Here is a 14,232-nt window from a genome sequence, read left to right as displayed (position 1 = left end):
CGATCGGCGTGATGGTCGTTTCGTCTTCATAGCGCATCGGCAGATGCAGCACCAGATCGATATCCGATTTCAAGCCGAGCTTCGCGAGTTTGTCGACGGGTTTGGGCGGCGGCGCGGCGGGTTTGAGCGGCTGGACCTTGTCCGCGATTTCAAGATCGGCGAGTTTTCTCGCGCGTGCGCGCTTGGGCTTTTGTATGGGCGCGTCCGCGTCGCCCGCTGCTTCAGGAGCAATTTCGGCATCGGGATCGACGAGCGAACGGCGGTCGGACAAGGGCATCTAATCTCTTCAAAGTACAATATCGGCTTCGTTCGGCACGGCGAAGCCTCGTTTCGCGGCCGCCGGGCATTCATCACCACAGTGCCGTCGCGCGCCGCCTTGCACGCATTTTTGCAAAATACCGCGCGGACCATCGCGCACAGATACGCTTTCCCAATGTTCACGCTTTCCGACTTCGATTTTAATCTGCCGCCCGAGCTGATCGCGCAAACGGCGCTCACCGAGCGCAGCGCGAGCCGTCTGCTCGAGGTGGACAACAGCGCGGCTTCGCCCGCTTTCACTGACCGCCAGTTCACGGAACTCCCCGGTCTGCTGGAACCCGGCGACCTGCTGGTATTCAACGATACCAAAGTCCTGAAGGCGCGGTTCCTCGGCCAGAAGGCCAGCGGCGGGCGCATCGAGGTGCTCGTCGAGCGTCTGACGGGGGCAACGACCGCGCTTGCGCAGATCCGGGCGAGCAAAAGTCCGCAACCGGGCACGAAGATCGTCCTCGCCGATGCGTTCGAAGTCACCGTCGGCGAGCGCGTGGAACCGTTCTACACGCTGCATTTCCCGGCGGATTGCCTGACGCTCATCGAGCAATATGGGCGTTTGCCGTTGCCGCCGTACATCGAACACGATCCCGATGCCTACGACGAAACCCGCTACCAGACGGTCTATGCGGCCAATCCCGGTGCGGTCGCAGCGCCCACGGCGGGCCTGCATTTCGATGCAAACCTGCTCGAAGCCCTCGATGCCCGCGGCATGGAACGCGCGACGTTGACGCTGCACGTCGGCGCGGGCACGTTCCAGCCGGTGCGCGTGGAAAACCTCGCGGACCACAAGATGCACAGCGAGTGGTACAGGCTGCCGCAGGCGCTCGCCGACAAGATCGCGGCCACGAAAGCGCGTGGAAATAGCGTGATCGCAGTTGGAACCACGTCGATGCGCGCCCTCGAAGCCGCCGCCCGCGACGCCGACCAGGCCGGCCGGCCGCTCGCCGAAACCAGCGCCGAGACCGATATTTTTATCACGCCGGGTTATCAGTTTCGCGTAGTTGACCGGCTCGTCACGAACTTCCATTTGCCGAAATCGACGCTGATGATGCTCGTCTCCGCGTTCGCCGGCATGGACCCGATCCGCGCCGCATATGCGCACGCGATCGAACAGCGGTACCGGTTTTTCAGTTACGGCGACGCGATGTTGCTGACGCGACAATAAATTACCAATCTGCGCCGGACTGTTCTCTGGTTGCACAGGAGCTTTGCATGAACGAAGTAACCAACGCCACGTCCCGCCCTGAAAACGGCCTGAAGTTCGACCTGATCACCACTGACGGCCAGGCCCGCCGTGGCCGCGTCACGTTGAACCACGGCGTGGTCGAAACGCCGATCTTCATGCCTGTCGGCACATACGGCACGGTGAAAGCCGTCGCGCCGCGCGAACTCGAGGAAATGCACGCGCAGATCATCCTCGGCAACACGTTTCACCTGTGGCTGCGCCCAGGGCTCGAAACCATCGCGGCGCATGGCGGATTGCACAGGTTCATGAACTGGAACCGGCCGATCCTTACGGATTCCGGCGGCTTCCAGGTCTTCTCCCTCGGCGATCTGCGCAAGATCACTGAAGATGGTGTCACGTTCGCATCACCCATCAACGGCGACAAGCTGTTTTTATCGCCGGAAATCTCGATGCAGATTCAGAAAGTGCTGAATTCGGACATCGTGATGCAGTTCGATGAATGCACCCCTTACGCCACCAACGGCGTACCCACGCCGCACAAGGACGCGGCTGACTCCATGCGCATGTCGATGCGCTGGGCAAAGCGTTCCGTCGATGAATTCGCCAAGGGCGGCAACCCGAACGCGCTGTTCGGGATCGTGCAGGGCGGCATGTTCGAAGACTTGCGCGACGAATCGCTGGCCGGACTGGCGGACATCGGGTTCCACGGCTTTGCGATCGGCGGCTTGTCGGTGGGCGAGCCCAAAGAAGACATGATGCGGGTGCTGGAACATATCGGCCCGAAGCTTCCCGCCGACAAACCGCATTACCTGATGGGCGTGGGCACGCCGGAAGACCTGGTCGCGGGCGTGGCCTCCGGCGTGGACATGTTCGACTGCGTGATGCCGACCCGCAATGCGCGCAACGGCTGGCTGTTCACGCGTTTTGGCGACGTGAAGATCCGCAACGCCGCGCACAAGAATTCACTCAAGCCACTCGATGAAAGCTGCGGCTGCTACACGTGCCGCAATTTCACGCGCGGCTATCTGCACCATTTGCATCGTGTGGGGGAGATCCTCGGCTCGCAACTGAACACGATCCACAACCTGCATTACTACTTGCAACTGATGCAGGAAATCCGCGATTCGATCGAAAACCATATGTTCGGTGCGTTCGTGAAGGTGTTTCACGAGAACCGCGCACGCGGAATCGACTGACAAAAAATGTCGACCGGGTGGCCAACGTTCAGTCATTCGATCTTCGGCGCACGCAATAAACATTACAATTGCTTTACGCCGCCCTTTAACAGCTTGATCACAAAGCGCATTCCGCGCTTGTGCGGCGAAGCCCGGTGTTAGAATAGCGGGCTAATTTTCTGATCGTTATAACGGAGAGACCGACGTGGATTTTATTTCAAGAGCCTTCGGACAAGGCGCCGACGGTGCGCAATCGAGCATCATGAGTTTTCTGCCTCTGATCTTGATGTTCGCTGTGTTGTACTTCATCATGATTCGCCCGCAAATGAAGCGTCAGAAGGAACATCGCAACATGCTGGGCGCGATGGCGAAGGGTGACGAAGTCGTAACGAACGGCGGTATTGTCGGCAAGGTGACGAAGGTGACGGACGCGTATGTAGGCGTTGAGATCGCGGAAGGCACGGAAATCACCATCCAGAAGGCGTCTGTCACGACCATCCTCCCGAAAGGCACGATCAAGTCGCTGTAAGGCCAACTTGTCTCGCGTCCGGCGCGGCCCGCGCGCTCTCGGTCTTGAAACCGGCAGCCCGCTCATTGCCGGACGCATCGCTTATCCCGTCCTCGCCAACTCTCCTGTTCGGCCATCCCCATGAATCGCTACCCACTTTGGAAATATGCCGTGATGCTGGTGGCGCTCGTCATCGGCCTCGTCTATACACTGCCCAATTTTTTCGGCGAAGCGCCGGCGGTGCAGGTATCGAGCGGCAAAGTAACGGTCAAGCTTGATTCGTCAACGCTTGCCAATGTCGAGAGCGCGCTGTCGGCGAGCAAGATCACGCCTGACGAAGTCACGTTCGACAACTCGTCGGCCAATGCAAACATCCGCGTGCGCCTGAAAGACACGGACACGCAATTGCGCGTGAAGGATCTGTTGCAGAAAACGCTCAACAGCGATCCGACCGATCCGCAATATGTCGTCGCGTTGAACCTGCAGGCAGCTTCGCCGCGCTGGCTCACCGCGTTGCATGCATTGCCGATGTATCTCGGCCTCGACTTGCGCGGCGGCGTTCACTTCCTGTTGCAAGTGGACATGGCAGGCGCGCTGAACAAGAAGCTGGATTCGAACGCCACCGACGCACGCGCCCTCTTGCGCGACAAGAACATCCGCGATGGCGGCGTGAATCGCGTGAACCAGGCCGTGGTGGTGAATTTCTCCGACCAGGCCGCAGCCGATTCCGCGCGCACCGTGCTTTCGACCAGCCTGAACGAGTTGCAATGGGCGACGCGTCAAGGCAGCGACGGTTACCAGGTGGTCGGCACGTTCACGCCGGCTGCGCAAAAGACGGTTGAAGACGCCGCGCTCAAGCAGAACATCATCACGCTGCATAACCGCGTGAACGAACTTGGCGTGGCCGAGCCGGTGATCCAGCAGCAAGGTGCCGACCGCATCGTGGTCGAATTGCCGGGCGTGCAGGACACGGCGAAGGCGAAGGACATCATCGGACGGACAGCCACGCTTGAAGCGCGTCTCGCCGATCCGACCAATACGCATCCCGGTCCGAACGACCCGGTTCCGCCGGGCGACGAACTCTTCCCGCAAGGCAACGCAGGCCCTGTTCTCGTACGCAAGCAGGTGATCTTCTCGGGTGACCGGATCATCGACGCGTCGGCGGGATTCGACGAACATCAGCGTCCGTCCGTGAACATTCGCCTCGACGCCGCCGGCGGGCGTTCGGTGAGCAGCGTGTCGCGTGACAACATCGGCAAGCCGATGGCCATGATCCTGTTCGAAAAGGGCAAGGGCGAAGTGCTGACGGTCGCGACCATCCAGTCGGAACTCGGCGACCGCTTCCAGATCACTGGCCAGCCCTCGCCGCAAGCCGCAACCGATCTCGCACTGTTGCTGCGCGCAGGTTCGCTCGCGGCGCCAATGGACATCATCGAAGAACGCACGATCGGCCCGAGCCTGGGCGCCGACAACATCAAGAAGGGCTTCGATTCCGTGCAGTACGGTTTCGCCGCCATCGCTGTCTTCATGATCGCGTACTACATGCTGTTCGGCCTGATCTCCATGCTGTCGCTGTCGGTGAACCTGCTGCTGCTGGTCGCGATTCTCTCCATGCTGCAAGCCACGCTGACACTGCCGGGTATCGCGGCTATTGCGCTGGCACTCGGTATGGCAATCGATGCAAACGTGCTGATCAACGAACGGATCCGCGAGGAACTGCGTAACGGCGCGCCGCCGCAGCTCGCGATCCAGAACGGCTTCTCGCACGCATGGGCGACGATTCTCGACTCGAACGTGACCACGTTGATTGCCGGCCTGGCGCTGCTCGCGTTTGGTTCGGGCCCGGTTCGCGGCTTTGCGGTCGTGCACTGTATCGGCATCCTGACGTCCATGTTCTCGGCGGTGTTCTTCTCGCGCGGTCTGGTGAACCTTTGGTACGGCGGCAAGAAGAAGCTGCAATCGCTCGCGATTGGACAGGTATGGCGTCCGGAAGGCGGCGATACGGCGGCTGCAACAGCGGCGTACCTCGCGAATCAGCGCGGCGACGATTCCCCTGTCGACGAAATCATCCAGCCGGCCGCCCGTGTCAAGGCGCCGGTTCCCGCACGTCCGCAAAAGCAGGCTGCGCCCGCGCTTCGCAACGGCAAGCCGGTTGTTCGCCGCCGCTCGGGTCCGGGTGTCGAACCGAAAAAACCCGGCTCGTCCAACTGAGTCCCGGAGAATAAATCATGGAATTCTTTCGTATTCGCCGCGACTTGCCGTTGATGCAGCGAGCGTTGCTGTTCAACGCGATCTCGCTCATCACGTTTCTTGCCGCCGTATTTTTCCTGTTGCATCGCGGGTTGCATCTGTCGGTGGAATTCACCGGCGGCACCGTGGTGGAAGTGCAATACCCGCAAGCCGTGCCCCTCGAACCGGTACGCAGCACGCTGGGCGCGCTCGGTTATCCCGATGCCCAGGTGCAGAACTTCGGCACATCGCGTGACGTGTTGATTCGCTTGCCGTTGAAGCAGGGCTTGACGTCGGCGCAGCAGAGCGATCAGGTGATGAGCGCGCTGAAGAACCAGGACGCGCAGGTGCAGTTGCAGCGCGTGGAGTTCGTCGGTCCGCAGGTCGGTAAAGAGCTCGTGACCAACGGCCTGCTTGCGCTGGCATGCGTGGTGATCGGCATTGTGATTTACCTGTCGTTCCGGTTTGAATGGAAATACGCAGTGGCCGGCGTGATCGCCAACTTGCACGACGTGGTGATCATTCTCGGTTTCTTCGCGTTCTTCCAGTGGGAGTTTTCGCTGTCGGTGCTCGCAGCGATTCTCGCGGTGCTGGGTTACTCGGTGAACGAGTCGGTGGTCATCTTCGACCGGATTCGCGAGACCTTCCGCAAGCAGCGCAAGATGACGGTGATCGAGGTGATCAACCACGCAATCACGAGCACCATGTCGCGAACCATCATCACCCATGGCTGTACCGAAATGATGGTGCTGTCCATGTTCTTCTTCGGCGGCGCGACCCTGCACTATTTTGCGCTGGCGTTGACGGTGGGTATCTTGTTCGGGATCTATTCGTCGGTGTTCGTTGCCGCCGCGCTGGCCATGTGGCTTGGCGTGAAGCGCGAAGACCTGGTGAAGGACAAGAAGCCGAAATTCGATCCGACCGATCCGAACGCAGGCGCAGAGGTTTGAAGGCGCAGGACTAAAGACTCGACGTATCTGAAGTGCGAAAGGCCGATTCGAAAGAATCGGCCTTTTTCGCTTTTAGGCGGCCATTTGTAATATTTGGTGGAACTGGCGCAGACAGCTATGGGTGGCAAGCCCGCGTAGTTCCTAAACCAGCTCAATGTATGTACAATCGTAAATACAGGAAGCGCTATGCGATTCGAGTGGGACGAAACAAAGAATCGGAGCAATGTCCGCAAACACGGCGTCGACTTCAACGATGCTATCGAGATCTTCAAGCATCCGGTTCTGACCGCTGCGGATCGCCGTGAAGATTTCGGCGAAGATCGCTGGATTGCACTGGGATGGATGAAACTGATCGTGGCGCTGGTCGTTTATGTAGAGCGCGACGGCGACACCGTGCGGATTATTTCAGCGCGCAAGGCAACGCGACCCGAGATAAAACGCTACGGTGACGCTATTTCTAAATGATCGCGGCATTAAAAGCAGGAACACAATCATGAGCAAAACCACGAAGACCGACTGGAAGCGCCTGGAAGCCATGCCGGATTCCAGTATCGACACAAGCGAGATGCCCGAGCTCGGCGACGAGTTCTTCCTGAACGCCGAGCTGCAAAGACCGCCCAAGCAGGCGGTCACCATGCGTCTAGACGCCGACGTGCTGGCCTGGTTCAAGGAACAAGGCGAGGGTTACCAGACGCGCATCAACAAGCTTTTGCGCGCCTACATGCAGGCGCAGCAAAAGCGCCACTCATAAGCGTGCGGCCCCGCGACTTGTCACTTGAACCCCAGCCTCTTGCGCGCCGCCATCAACGCTACAAGGCTGATCACGGCCGCGAAAATCATGTAGAAGCTGGGCGCGGCCTTTGATCCCGTCGATGCAATCAGCCACGTGATGATGAACGGCCCGAACCCGCCGAATACTGTCACCGCGATGTTATAAGCCAGCGACATCCCGGTCGTGCGCGTGGCAACCGGAAACATCTCCGAGAGTAATCCCGGCAGCGCGGCGAAGTACCCGGTCATCAGGACGCCGAGCACCGCTTGCACGACCAGCAGGTTGCCGAACGCCGGATGCGCGACGAGCCACGAGAAGAGCGGATAGATCAACACGAGCAACAGCACGGCCGAGATCAGCATGATGCGGGTGCGGCCGTGGGTATCGGAGAGATGGCCTACCAGCGGCGACAGTACCATCTGGATCGCGCCCGTCAGCAGGATCGCCGTGAATGCAACCGAGGGCGCAAGGCCCAACTGGCGAATCGCGTAGGTCGGCATGAACAACACGAGATAGGTCGCCACCGTTCCCAGCACCACCGTGCCAATGGCAATCAGCAAGCGCTCCTTGTTCGATGCAAACGTGTCCCGCAAGGGCGTCGCGGTCGTGACGGCGGAAAGGAATTCAGGCGTTTCATCGAGCCGTGTGCGGATGTAGTACGCCACCGGCCCGATCAGCAAGCCGAAGAAAAACGGCATGCGCCAGCCCCACGAATTCATCTGTTCCGGCGATAGATTCCCGGTCAGTACCACGCCGAAAATGGCAGCTAGCAGCGTCGTCAACCCCTGGCTTGCAACCTGCCAGCTCGCGAAAAAGCCGCGCCGCCCCGGCACGTGTTCGGCGAGAAATGCAGTCGCGCTGCCGAACTCGCCGCCGGCCGAAAAGCCCTGCATCAAGCGTGCGAGGACCAGGATCAACGGCGCGGCAATCCCGATGGACGAATACGTCGGCAACACGGCGATGATCAGCGTGCCCACCATCATCAACAGTATGGATAGGGTGAGCGCGGCTTTGCGGCCGGCTTTGTCGGCGTAGGCGCCGAGCACGATCGCACCCAGCGGCCGCATGAAAAACGACACGCCGAATGTGCCGAGCGTCAGCAGGATCGAGATGGAATCGTTGCCCGACGGAAAGAACAGCTTCGAGATGACGACCGCAAAAAACCCGTAGACCACGAGGTCGAACCATTCGAGCGCGTTGCCTATGGACGCCGCCACCACGGCACGCCACGCGGCCGGACGGACAACCGGTACTGTTGCAGACGTACTGCTCATGCATTTCTCCAGGAATTTTTATATTGATGTAACACATGTGTAAACGCTGCCGACTGTGCCACACCGAAATCCGGACCGAAATGCTCGCAAAACCTGTAGGCGAAAAAAAACCGTTCCGACGTGAGCCGGAACGGTTCTTCAAACCTGCAATCGATGCTTACTGGCGCACGCCTTCAGCCTGGATATGCAGCGTCGTCTTCATCTTGAAGCCGTATGCCTTGCCGTAGTCCACACCGAAGTCAGCGCGATCGAACGTGCCCGTCGATTCCGTGCCGCACACTTCCTTCTTCATCATCGGGTTCGTGAAGCACTTGAAAGATTCGATCTTCAGGTTCACCGGCTTCGTCACGCCGTGCAGCGTCAGCTCGCCGATCACTTCGACTGGCACGTCGCCCTTGAACTTCATCGACGTGCCCTTGTAGGTTGCCGTCGGGAATTTTTCGGTATCGAAGAACTGCGCGCTCTTCAGTTCACCGTCGAGCTTCTCATTGCCGATGTTGATCGACGTCATGTCGATGGTCGCTTCCAGCGTGCCCTTCTTCGCTTCGCGATCGATCGTCACCGTGCCGCTGCTCTTGTCGAACTTGCCACGCCACACCGAGATGCCGCCGAAGTGATCGGTCTCAAAGCTCGGGTACGTGTGGTTCGGATCGAGTTGGTACGTGACTTCAGCGGCCATTGCGTTAAACGATGCCGCCACGAACAACGCGCCTGCTGCCGCGATCAAAAGGTTCTTTTTCATGTGTTTTCCTGGATGAGGTTTGAAACTGGATTATTTCTTGACCGTTATTTCTTGACCGCGACGAGATGGAACTTGATGACGACTTCATCGGCGACGACCGACGTGTCTTTCCACTCGCCCGAACCGACATCGAACTGCGTGCGTTTGATGGGCAGCGCGCCATCGAAGGTCTGCGTGGCACCCTGCTGCGTGACAGTGACCGGCACCGTGACGTTCTGGGATTTGCCTTTGATGGTCAGCTTGCCGGCCACGTTGAATTTGTTGCCGCCGGCCGGCGCGATGGACGTTGACGCGAAGGTCGCGTTAGGGAAATGCGCGACGTCGAACCAGTCCTTGTCTTGCGCCTGCTTGTTGTAGCTGTCGTCGCCGAGATCGTAGCTGGCGGTATCGATGTTGATGCTCGCGTTGCCGGCAGCCGGCTTGGCGGGATCGAAGTCGAGGGTTGCGGTGAACTTCTTGAACTTGCCATCGACAGGCACGTTCATCTGCCTGGACGTCGCCGTCACGGTGCTTTTGGCGGTGTCGACCTGGGCCTGGGCGAACGCGGAAACTGCCGCGACCAGCGATGCGGCGGAAACGCCGGCAACCAACCAACGGGAGAATTTCACGTGTTTCATGTATTTCCTGAAGCGAACCGGATATTGGGACGAGTCGCTATTTGAGAATCAAATGCGAATCAGCGCAACCCGCCTCTGGGAAACGGGCTATCAACAAACAAGAATCAATAAACTCGAAATTCCGGGGAATACGTCGCAAAAAACATACGAGCGATGATCACCGCAGGAACGGAATCATGCGGGCGAGCAGTCCGTCCCGATCGATGAAATGGTGCTTCAACGCTGCGAGCACATGCATGGCGACGAGGACCAGCAGTGTGTAGTTCAGATAGATGTGGACCATCTTCAGCGTGCCCTTCAGCACATTGTCCGGCCCGATGATCGTCGGCAGCGGCAACACGCCGAGATAAACCACCTGAATGCCCGCAGCGGAGCTGTACAGATAACCCGAAATCGGAATGATCAGCATCAATACATAAAGCAGGAAATGCGTGAGATGCGCGACGCCTTTTTGCCATCCCGGCATGCGCCGGGGCATGGACGGCGCCTTGTGCGTGCTGCGCCAGAGCACACGGATCACCGCGAGCGCGAACACGGTTACGCCAATCCACTTATGCCATGAGAAGTACTTGAGCTTGGTTGGCGTGAATCCGGGGATATCGGTCATGATCCAGCCAAGATAAAAACCGCAGATGATCAAGAGCGCGATCAGCCAATGAAGGCCGATTGCGGTGCGGCTATAGCTTTCGGAGCTGGCGAAATTCGGGCTGCGTTCCATACGGTGTCCACCAGAAAGAAGTGCGGAATTGACCTGCAGCATTTTGGGTTTGTCGCCTAAGAAAGGGCGTCAAACCGTGAAGCAGGTCTCAAGGCCGCCATCCTACCCGAACAAGTAAAAAACAGCTTTCAGTAGAGAAATAGTTGCCGATCCCTTTCTGGCATTGTGCTGGCGCGAGAATGACGCTGATGTCATCCTGCCGAGTTGATCCGTGAGAGGATTGGGAATCAAATCATCGAATAAACGCCTTGAACGTCTCGGCGCATGACGGACCTGACGGTTTCGCCGGCCCCGACACGTTGTGACGCCGGGTAGCCGCTGTTTGTTACCATGCGCGCTGGCCCGGCCCTTGCTCTTTTAAGCGGCTGCCCCGGAACCAGGACGCGACAAGACACTGAATAACACCCCCGCAAGAGCCAGTACTCCACTCATGGAAGAAGACGATCTGATTGCCTGCCACGAATGCGACACGCTTTTTCACAAGCGTGCGCTGCCCGTGCGCACTTCAGCGAAATGCACGCGATGCGGCGCCACGCTTTATCCGAGCGTGGCGTCGAATCTCGACAAGCTTTGCGCCATCACGCTCGCCGCGCTAATCACGTTCCTGATTGCGCAGGCGTTTCCCATTGTGGAGCTGGAAACGAACGGGATCACCTCGCAGACCACGCTGATCGGCGCGATCGTCGCGTTGTGGGGCGAGAACATGGAAGTGATCGCGGTGATGGTTTTCTGCGCGACGATCCTCTTTCCGCTCACTGAGCTCGTCGCCATGCTGTACTTGATGGTCGCGTTGCGCGCCGGGTTCGTCCCGGCCGGTTTCAGCCAGGTGCTGCGCGCAATCCAGTTTGTCCGGCCGTGGGGAATGATCGAAGTATTCATGCTCGGCGTGCTGGTTACGCTGGTGAAAATGGTGAGCATCGCGCGCGTGATCCCCGAGGCCGCCCTGTTTGCGTTCGGCGCGCTGACGCTGCTGTTCGCAGTGATCCTGACCTTCGATCCACGCGCGCTCTGGGAAATCGCCGGGCGCCTGGCGAAGCGCGGGCCTCTACGATACACCCCGTTCGGCGGCCTTCAGTCCGGCATGGGTGCTGACCGGCAAACCGATCTCCAGGCCGAATCCCCGCTTGACCTGCTGCGGCCGCTTTCGCCGTCCAGCGCGCCGGCTGATGCATCTCCAGCCAACGCCGCGTCTCCACCGCTGAAGCCATGACCGATACACCCGAACCTGCTGAAGCAAAAGAAACCGCCAGTGCCGCCGATGCCGCTCCGTTCTACACCACGGCCTCGCGCGCCGGGCTGATCGGTTGCCACGCCTGCAACCTCGTGCAAAAACGCGCGATCACGATCGATACGCAGCGCTGCACGCGTTGCGGCGCGAAGCTCCACAGGCGTAATCCGGACTCCGTCGCGCGCACGTGGGCGCTGTTGCTGTCCGCCGCGATCCTCTACATTCCGGCCAATTTGTACCCCGTGCTGCATACATCGTCGATTGTCGGTTCAGAAGACGACACCATCATGAGCGGCGTCGCCATGTTCTGGAACGACGGCGACTATCCACTGTCGGCGATTATTTTTATCGCCAGTATCCTCGTGCCGATGTTGAAGCTCGGCACCCTCGCCTACCTCACCTGGGCGACTCAAACAGCGTCCAAATGGCGTCCGCGGCAACGTACGACGCTGTATCGGATCGTCGAAAAAATCGGCCGGTGGTCAATGCTCGACGTCTTTGTCGTCACCCTCACCGTCGCGCTCGTGCGCTTCGGGTCGCTGGCCGTGATCACACCAGGGCCGGGCGCGCTGGCATTCGGCTGCGTCGTGGTGCTGACCATGCTTGCCTCCATGCAATTCGACCCGCGGCTGATGTGGGATCACATCGAACCTTCAGGAAAGAAATATGACTAGCCCGCAAGGCCCCTCAAACGATACGGCCAAGGGCCCCAACGAGCCTTCCCGCAATGCTGGCGGCGGTGGATTACCGCCGAACCTTCCTGATCCCGTGATCGAGCCGCGCAGCCGCTGGGTTCCGTCGCTCGTATGGGTGATTCCGCTGATCGCGGCGCTGATCGGCATTGTGCTGGTCGTGAAGTCGGTCGCAGGACGCGGTCCCACGATCACCATCAGTTTCGTGAGCGCCGAAGGGCTCGAAAACGGCAAGACGAAGCTGAAATACAAGGATGTGGATGTCGGCACGGTGAAGAACATCACGTTGTCGAAGGATCATTCGCGGGTTCTCGTCGATGTCCAGCTGACCAAGGTCGCCGAAGATTTCGCCGTGAAGGACACGCGCTTCTGGGTGGTGCGTCCGCGCGTGGCGGCAAGCGGCGTGACCGGTCTCGGCACGTTGCTGTCGGGCGCCTACATCGGCGTGGATGCAGGCAAGTCGAAAGAGGACGAGACCCACTTCGTGGGGCTCGAATCGCCGCCCGCCGTGACCGGCGACCAGAAGGGCCGCCAGTTCACGTTGCGCGGTGATTCGCTGGGTTCCATCGATATTGGATCGCCGATCTATTACCGTCGCGTGCAGGTGGGTCAGGTCGCGGGTTTTTCGCTCGACAAGGACGGCACCGGCGTCACCATGCAGGTCTTCGTGAACGCGCCTTACGACCAGTACGTGGGCACGAACTCGCGCTGGTGGCATGCAAGCGGCGTGGATCTGCGGCTCGATTCCAGCGGCTTCAAGCTCAACACGCAATCGCTTGCGACCGTGGTGCTAGGCGGCATTGCGTTCCAGACGCCGCCTAACCAGGAACCCGGCAAGCAGGCGCCGGACAACATGACGTTCCGCCTCGGCTCCGACGAATCGGACGCCATGCGCGATCCGGACGGCCAGCCAATACGCGTTGTCATGAATTTCAACCAGTCGCTGCGCGGGCTGTCGGTCGGCGCGCCGATTGATTTCCGCGGCATTCTGCTTGGCAGCGTGACGGGCATCGCGATTGAATACGATCCGAAGTCGCGCGCCTTCCAGATGCCGGTGACCATGAACATCTACCCGGACAGGCTCGGCAAGCGTTTCCGCGATTCGGTTCCGCGCCAGAACACCGTCGCCGGTCAGGAATTGCTGCAGAAGCTCGTCACAAACGGCCTGCGGGGACAATTGCGCACCGGCAACCTGTTGACCGGGCAGCTTTACGTGGCGCTCGATATCTTCCCGAAAGCGGCGAAAGCCACGGTGAATGTCGCAGCCGATCCGCTCGAACTGCCGACCGTGCCGAACACGCTCGACGAGTTGCAACTGCAGGTGGCGGATATCGCGAAGAAGCTGGACAAGATTCCTTTCGACGATATCGGCAACAACCTGAACAGTGCGCTGAAGAACGCGAACAGCCTCTTCAAGCAACTCGATACCCAGGTCGCCCCCGAGGCGCGTGACACGCTGACCGCCGCGAAGAACACCTTCACCGAAGCGCAAAGCACGCTGCAGCAGGATTCACCGCTGCAGTCGGACGTTCATCAGGCGCTGCAGGAACTCACGCGGACGCTGCAATCGCTCAATGCGCTCTCCGATTATCTGGAACGTCATCCGGAATCGCTGTTGCGCGGAAAACCAGGAGATAAGCCATGAGTCTGGCCACATTTTTCAAGGCCGCCGGCCGGGTTCCGGCGGTGGGCCTCGTGGCCCAGACAGTTGGACGAATTCGCCAGGTCATGTATCGGGGACTTGAACGCGTAGACCAGCTCTTTTTGCTGACGCAGGTCGGCTACAACTTGACGCGTATGCGCACACTTGCGGGCTGAGGGGCAATAAG

Annotated in this window: 14 protein-coding genes and 2 pseudogenes; 11 read left to right on the top strand and 5 right to left on the bottom strand. The window is 59.7% G+C overall.

The genetic code is table 11. From position 1 onward, the window contains the following. Nucleotides 1-277 (bottom strand): annotated as a pseudogene (locus ACRXB1_RS15485) (ATP-dependent DNA helicase RecG); the annotation flags it as partial. Nucleotides 278-433: 156 nt separating this feature from the next. Between ACRXB1_RS15485 and queA the strand changes: the two are divergent. From queA to ACRXB1_RS15450, 7 genes are all read left to right on the top strand, one after another. Further along, nucleotides 434-1,477 carry a tRNA preQ1(34) S-adenosylmethionine ribosyltransferase-isomerase QueA gene (gene queA / locus ACRXB1_RS15480; RefSeq protein ID WP_449492467.1) on the top strand — a complete coding sequence of 348 codons (1,044 nt, stop codon included), beginning with the start codon at nt 434-436 and terminating at the stop codon, nt 1,475-1,477. Between the two features lie 47 nt (nt 1,478-1,524). Then, entirely contained in the window at nt 1,525-2,694 is a 1,170-nt protein-coding gene (gene tgt, locus ACRXB1_RS15475) for a tRNA guanosine(34) transglycosylase Tgt (RefSeq protein WP_062169157.1), read from the top strand. A 184-nt stretch (nt 2,695-2,878) separates the two neighbouring features. After that, a complete protein-coding gene (yajC, locus tag ACRXB1_RS15470; RefSeq protein ID WP_061998465.1) occupies nt 2,879-3,202 on the top strand; it encodes a preprotein translocase subunit YajC in 324 nt (107 codons plus the stop codon). Nucleotides 3,203-3,322: 120 nt separating this feature from the next. After that, the gene (gene secD, locus ACRXB1_RS15465) at nt 3,323-5,392 is read left to right on the top strand and encodes a protein translocase subunit SecD (protein ID WP_449492466.1); all 2,070 of its coding nucleotides are present in this window, start codon (nt 3,323-3,325) and stop codon (nt 5,390-5,392) included. Between the two features lie 17 nt (nt 5,393-5,409). Continuing rightward, nucleotides 5,410-6,360: a protein translocase subunit SecF gene (gene secF / locus ACRXB1_RS15460; RefSeq protein ID WP_062169153.1), complete on the top strand. Its 951-nt coding sequence runs from the start codon at nt 5,410-5,412 to the stop codon at nt 6,358-6,360. A 186-nt stretch (nt 6,361-6,546) separates the two neighbouring features. After that, entirely contained in the window at nt 6,547-6,825 is a 279-nt protein-coding gene (locus ACRXB1_RS15455; protein ID WP_449492465.1) for a BrnT family toxin, read from the top strand. Nucleotides 6,826-6,853: 28 nt separating this feature from the next. Next, nucleotides 6,854-7,111, top strand: coding sequence for a BrnA antitoxin family protein (locus ACRXB1_RS15450; RefSeq protein ID WP_062169149.1), 258 nt, complete (start codon nt 6,854-6,856; stop codon nt 7,109-7,111). A gap of 20 nt (nt 7,112-7,131) precedes the next feature. Here ACRXB1_RS15450 and ACRXB1_RS15445 read toward each other — a convergent pair whose 3' ends face one another. The 4 genes from ACRXB1_RS15445 to ACRXB1_RS15430 form a co-directional block, all read right to left on the bottom strand. Further along, nucleotides 7,132-8,406 carry an MFS transporter gene (locus ACRXB1_RS15445; RefSeq protein WP_449492464.1) on the bottom strand — a complete coding sequence of 425 codons (1,275 nt, stop codon included), beginning with the start codon at nt 8,404-8,406 and terminating at the stop codon, nt 7,132-7,134. A gap of 157 nt (nt 8,407-8,563) precedes the next feature. Then, nucleotides 8,564-9,148 carry a YceI family protein gene (locus ACRXB1_RS15440; RefSeq protein WP_062169144.1) on the bottom strand — a complete coding sequence of 195 codons (585 nt, stop codon included), beginning with the start codon at nt 9,146-9,148 and terminating at the stop codon, nt 8,564-8,566. Between the two features lie 44 nt (nt 9,149-9,192). After that, nucleotides 9,193-9,765 carry a YceI family protein gene (locus ACRXB1_RS15435; RefSeq protein WP_062169142.1) on the bottom strand — a complete coding sequence of 191 codons (573 nt, stop codon included), beginning with the start codon at nt 9,763-9,765 and terminating at the stop codon, nt 9,193-9,195. 157 nt (nt 9,766-9,922) lie between these two features. After that, nucleotides 9,923-10,483 (bottom strand): cytochrome b, encoded by a 561-nt coding sequence (locus ACRXB1_RS15430; RefSeq protein ID WP_061998457.1) that lies wholly within the window; start codon nt 10,481-10,483, stop codon nt 9,923-9,925. A gap of 430 nt (nt 10,484-10,913) precedes the next feature. Here ACRXB1_RS15430 and ACRXB1_RS15425 point away from each other — a divergent pair, with 430 nt between their 5' ends. The 4 genes and pseudogenes from ACRXB1_RS15425 to ACRXB1_RS15410 form a co-directional block, all read left to right on the top strand. Next, the gene (locus ACRXB1_RS15425) at nt 10,914-11,693 is read left to right on the top strand and encodes a paraquat-inducible protein A (RefSeq protein ID WP_075360609.1); all 780 of its coding nucleotides are present in this window, start codon (nt 10,914-10,916) and stop codon (nt 11,691-11,693) included. After that, nucleotides 11,690-12,385: a paraquat-inducible protein A gene (locus tag ACRXB1_RS15420; RefSeq protein ID WP_083638163.1), complete on the top strand. Its 696-nt coding sequence runs from the start codon at nt 11,690-11,692 to the stop codon at nt 12,383-12,385. The genes ACRXB1_RS15425 and ACRXB1_RS15420 overlap by 4 nt, the downstream gene beginning before the upstream one ends. Further along, nucleotides 12,378-14,048, top strand: a complete 1,671-nt coding sequence (locus ACRXB1_RS15415) for a PqiB family protein (RefSeq protein WP_061998456.1) — start codon at nt 12,378-12,380, stop codon at nt 14,046-14,048. Before ACRXB1_RS15420 ends, ACRXB1_RS15415 begins: the two co-directional genes overlap by 8 nt. A 53-nt stretch (nt 14,049-14,101) precedes the next feature. After that, nucleotides 14,102-14,221: pseudogene (locus tag ACRXB1_RS15410) on the top strand (IS5/IS1182 family transposase); the annotation flags it as partial. Between the last annotated feature and the right edge of the window lie 11 nt (nt 14,222-14,232).

The organism is Caballeronia sp. M23-90, from assembly GCF_053574605.1.
The sequence above is the reverse complement of the archived record's forward strand: the minus strand, read 5'-3'. Positions and strand labels throughout refer to the sequence as shown.

Bases quoted from the DNA above. Each gene is read 5' to 3' on its own strand.
- secF (WP_062169153.1), top strand. From the start codon at position 5,410: ATGGAATTCTTTCGTATTCGCCGCGACTTGCCGTTGATGCAGCGAGCG.
- ACRXB1_RS15435 (WP_062169142.1), bottom strand. From the start codon at position 9,765: ATGAAACACGTGAAATTCTCCCGTTGGTTGGTTGCCGGCGTTTCCGCC.
- ACRXB1_RS15450 (WP_062169149.1), top strand. From the start codon at position 6,854: ATGAGCAAAACCACGAAGACCGACTGGAAGCGCCTGGAAGCCATGCCG.
- secD (WP_449492466.1), top strand. From the start codon at position 3,323: ATGAATCGCTACCCACTTTGGAAATATGCCGTGATGCTGGTGGCGCTC.
- ACRXB1_RS15420 (WP_083638163.1), top strand. From the start codon at position 11,690: ATGACCGATACACCCGAACCTGCTGAAGCAAAAGAAACCGCCAGTGCC.
- ACRXB1_RS15440 (WP_062169144.1), bottom strand. From the start codon at position 9,148: ATGAAAAAGAACCTTTTGATCGCGGCAGCAGGCGCGTTGTTCGTGGCG.
- ACRXB1_RS15415 (WP_061998456.1), top strand. From the start codon at position 12,378: ATGACTAGCCCGCAAGGCCCCTCAAACGATACGGCCAAGGGCCCCAAC.
- tgt (WP_062169157.1), top strand. From the start codon at position 1,525: ATGAACGAAGTAACCAACGCCACGTCCCGCCCTGAAAACGGCCTGAAG.
- ACRXB1_RS15430 (WP_061998457.1), bottom strand. From the start codon at position 10,483: ATGGAACGCAGCCCGAATTTCGCCAGCTCCGAAAGCTATAGCCGCACC.
- ACRXB1_RS15445 (WP_449492464.1), bottom strand. From the start codon at position 8,406: ATGAGCAGTACGTCTGCAACAGTACCGGTTGTCCGTCCGGCCGCGTGG.
- ACRXB1_RS15425 (WP_075360609.1), top strand. From the start codon at position 10,914: ATGGAAGAAGACGATCTGATTGCCTGCCACGAATGCGACACGCTTTTT.
- queA (WP_449492467.1), top strand. From the start codon at position 434: ATGTTCACGCTTTCCGACTTCGATTTTAATCTGCCGCCCGAGCTGATC.
- ACRXB1_RS15455 (WP_449492465.1), top strand. From the start codon at position 6,547: ATGCGATTCGAGTGGGACGAAACAAAGAATCGGAGCAATGTCCGCAAA.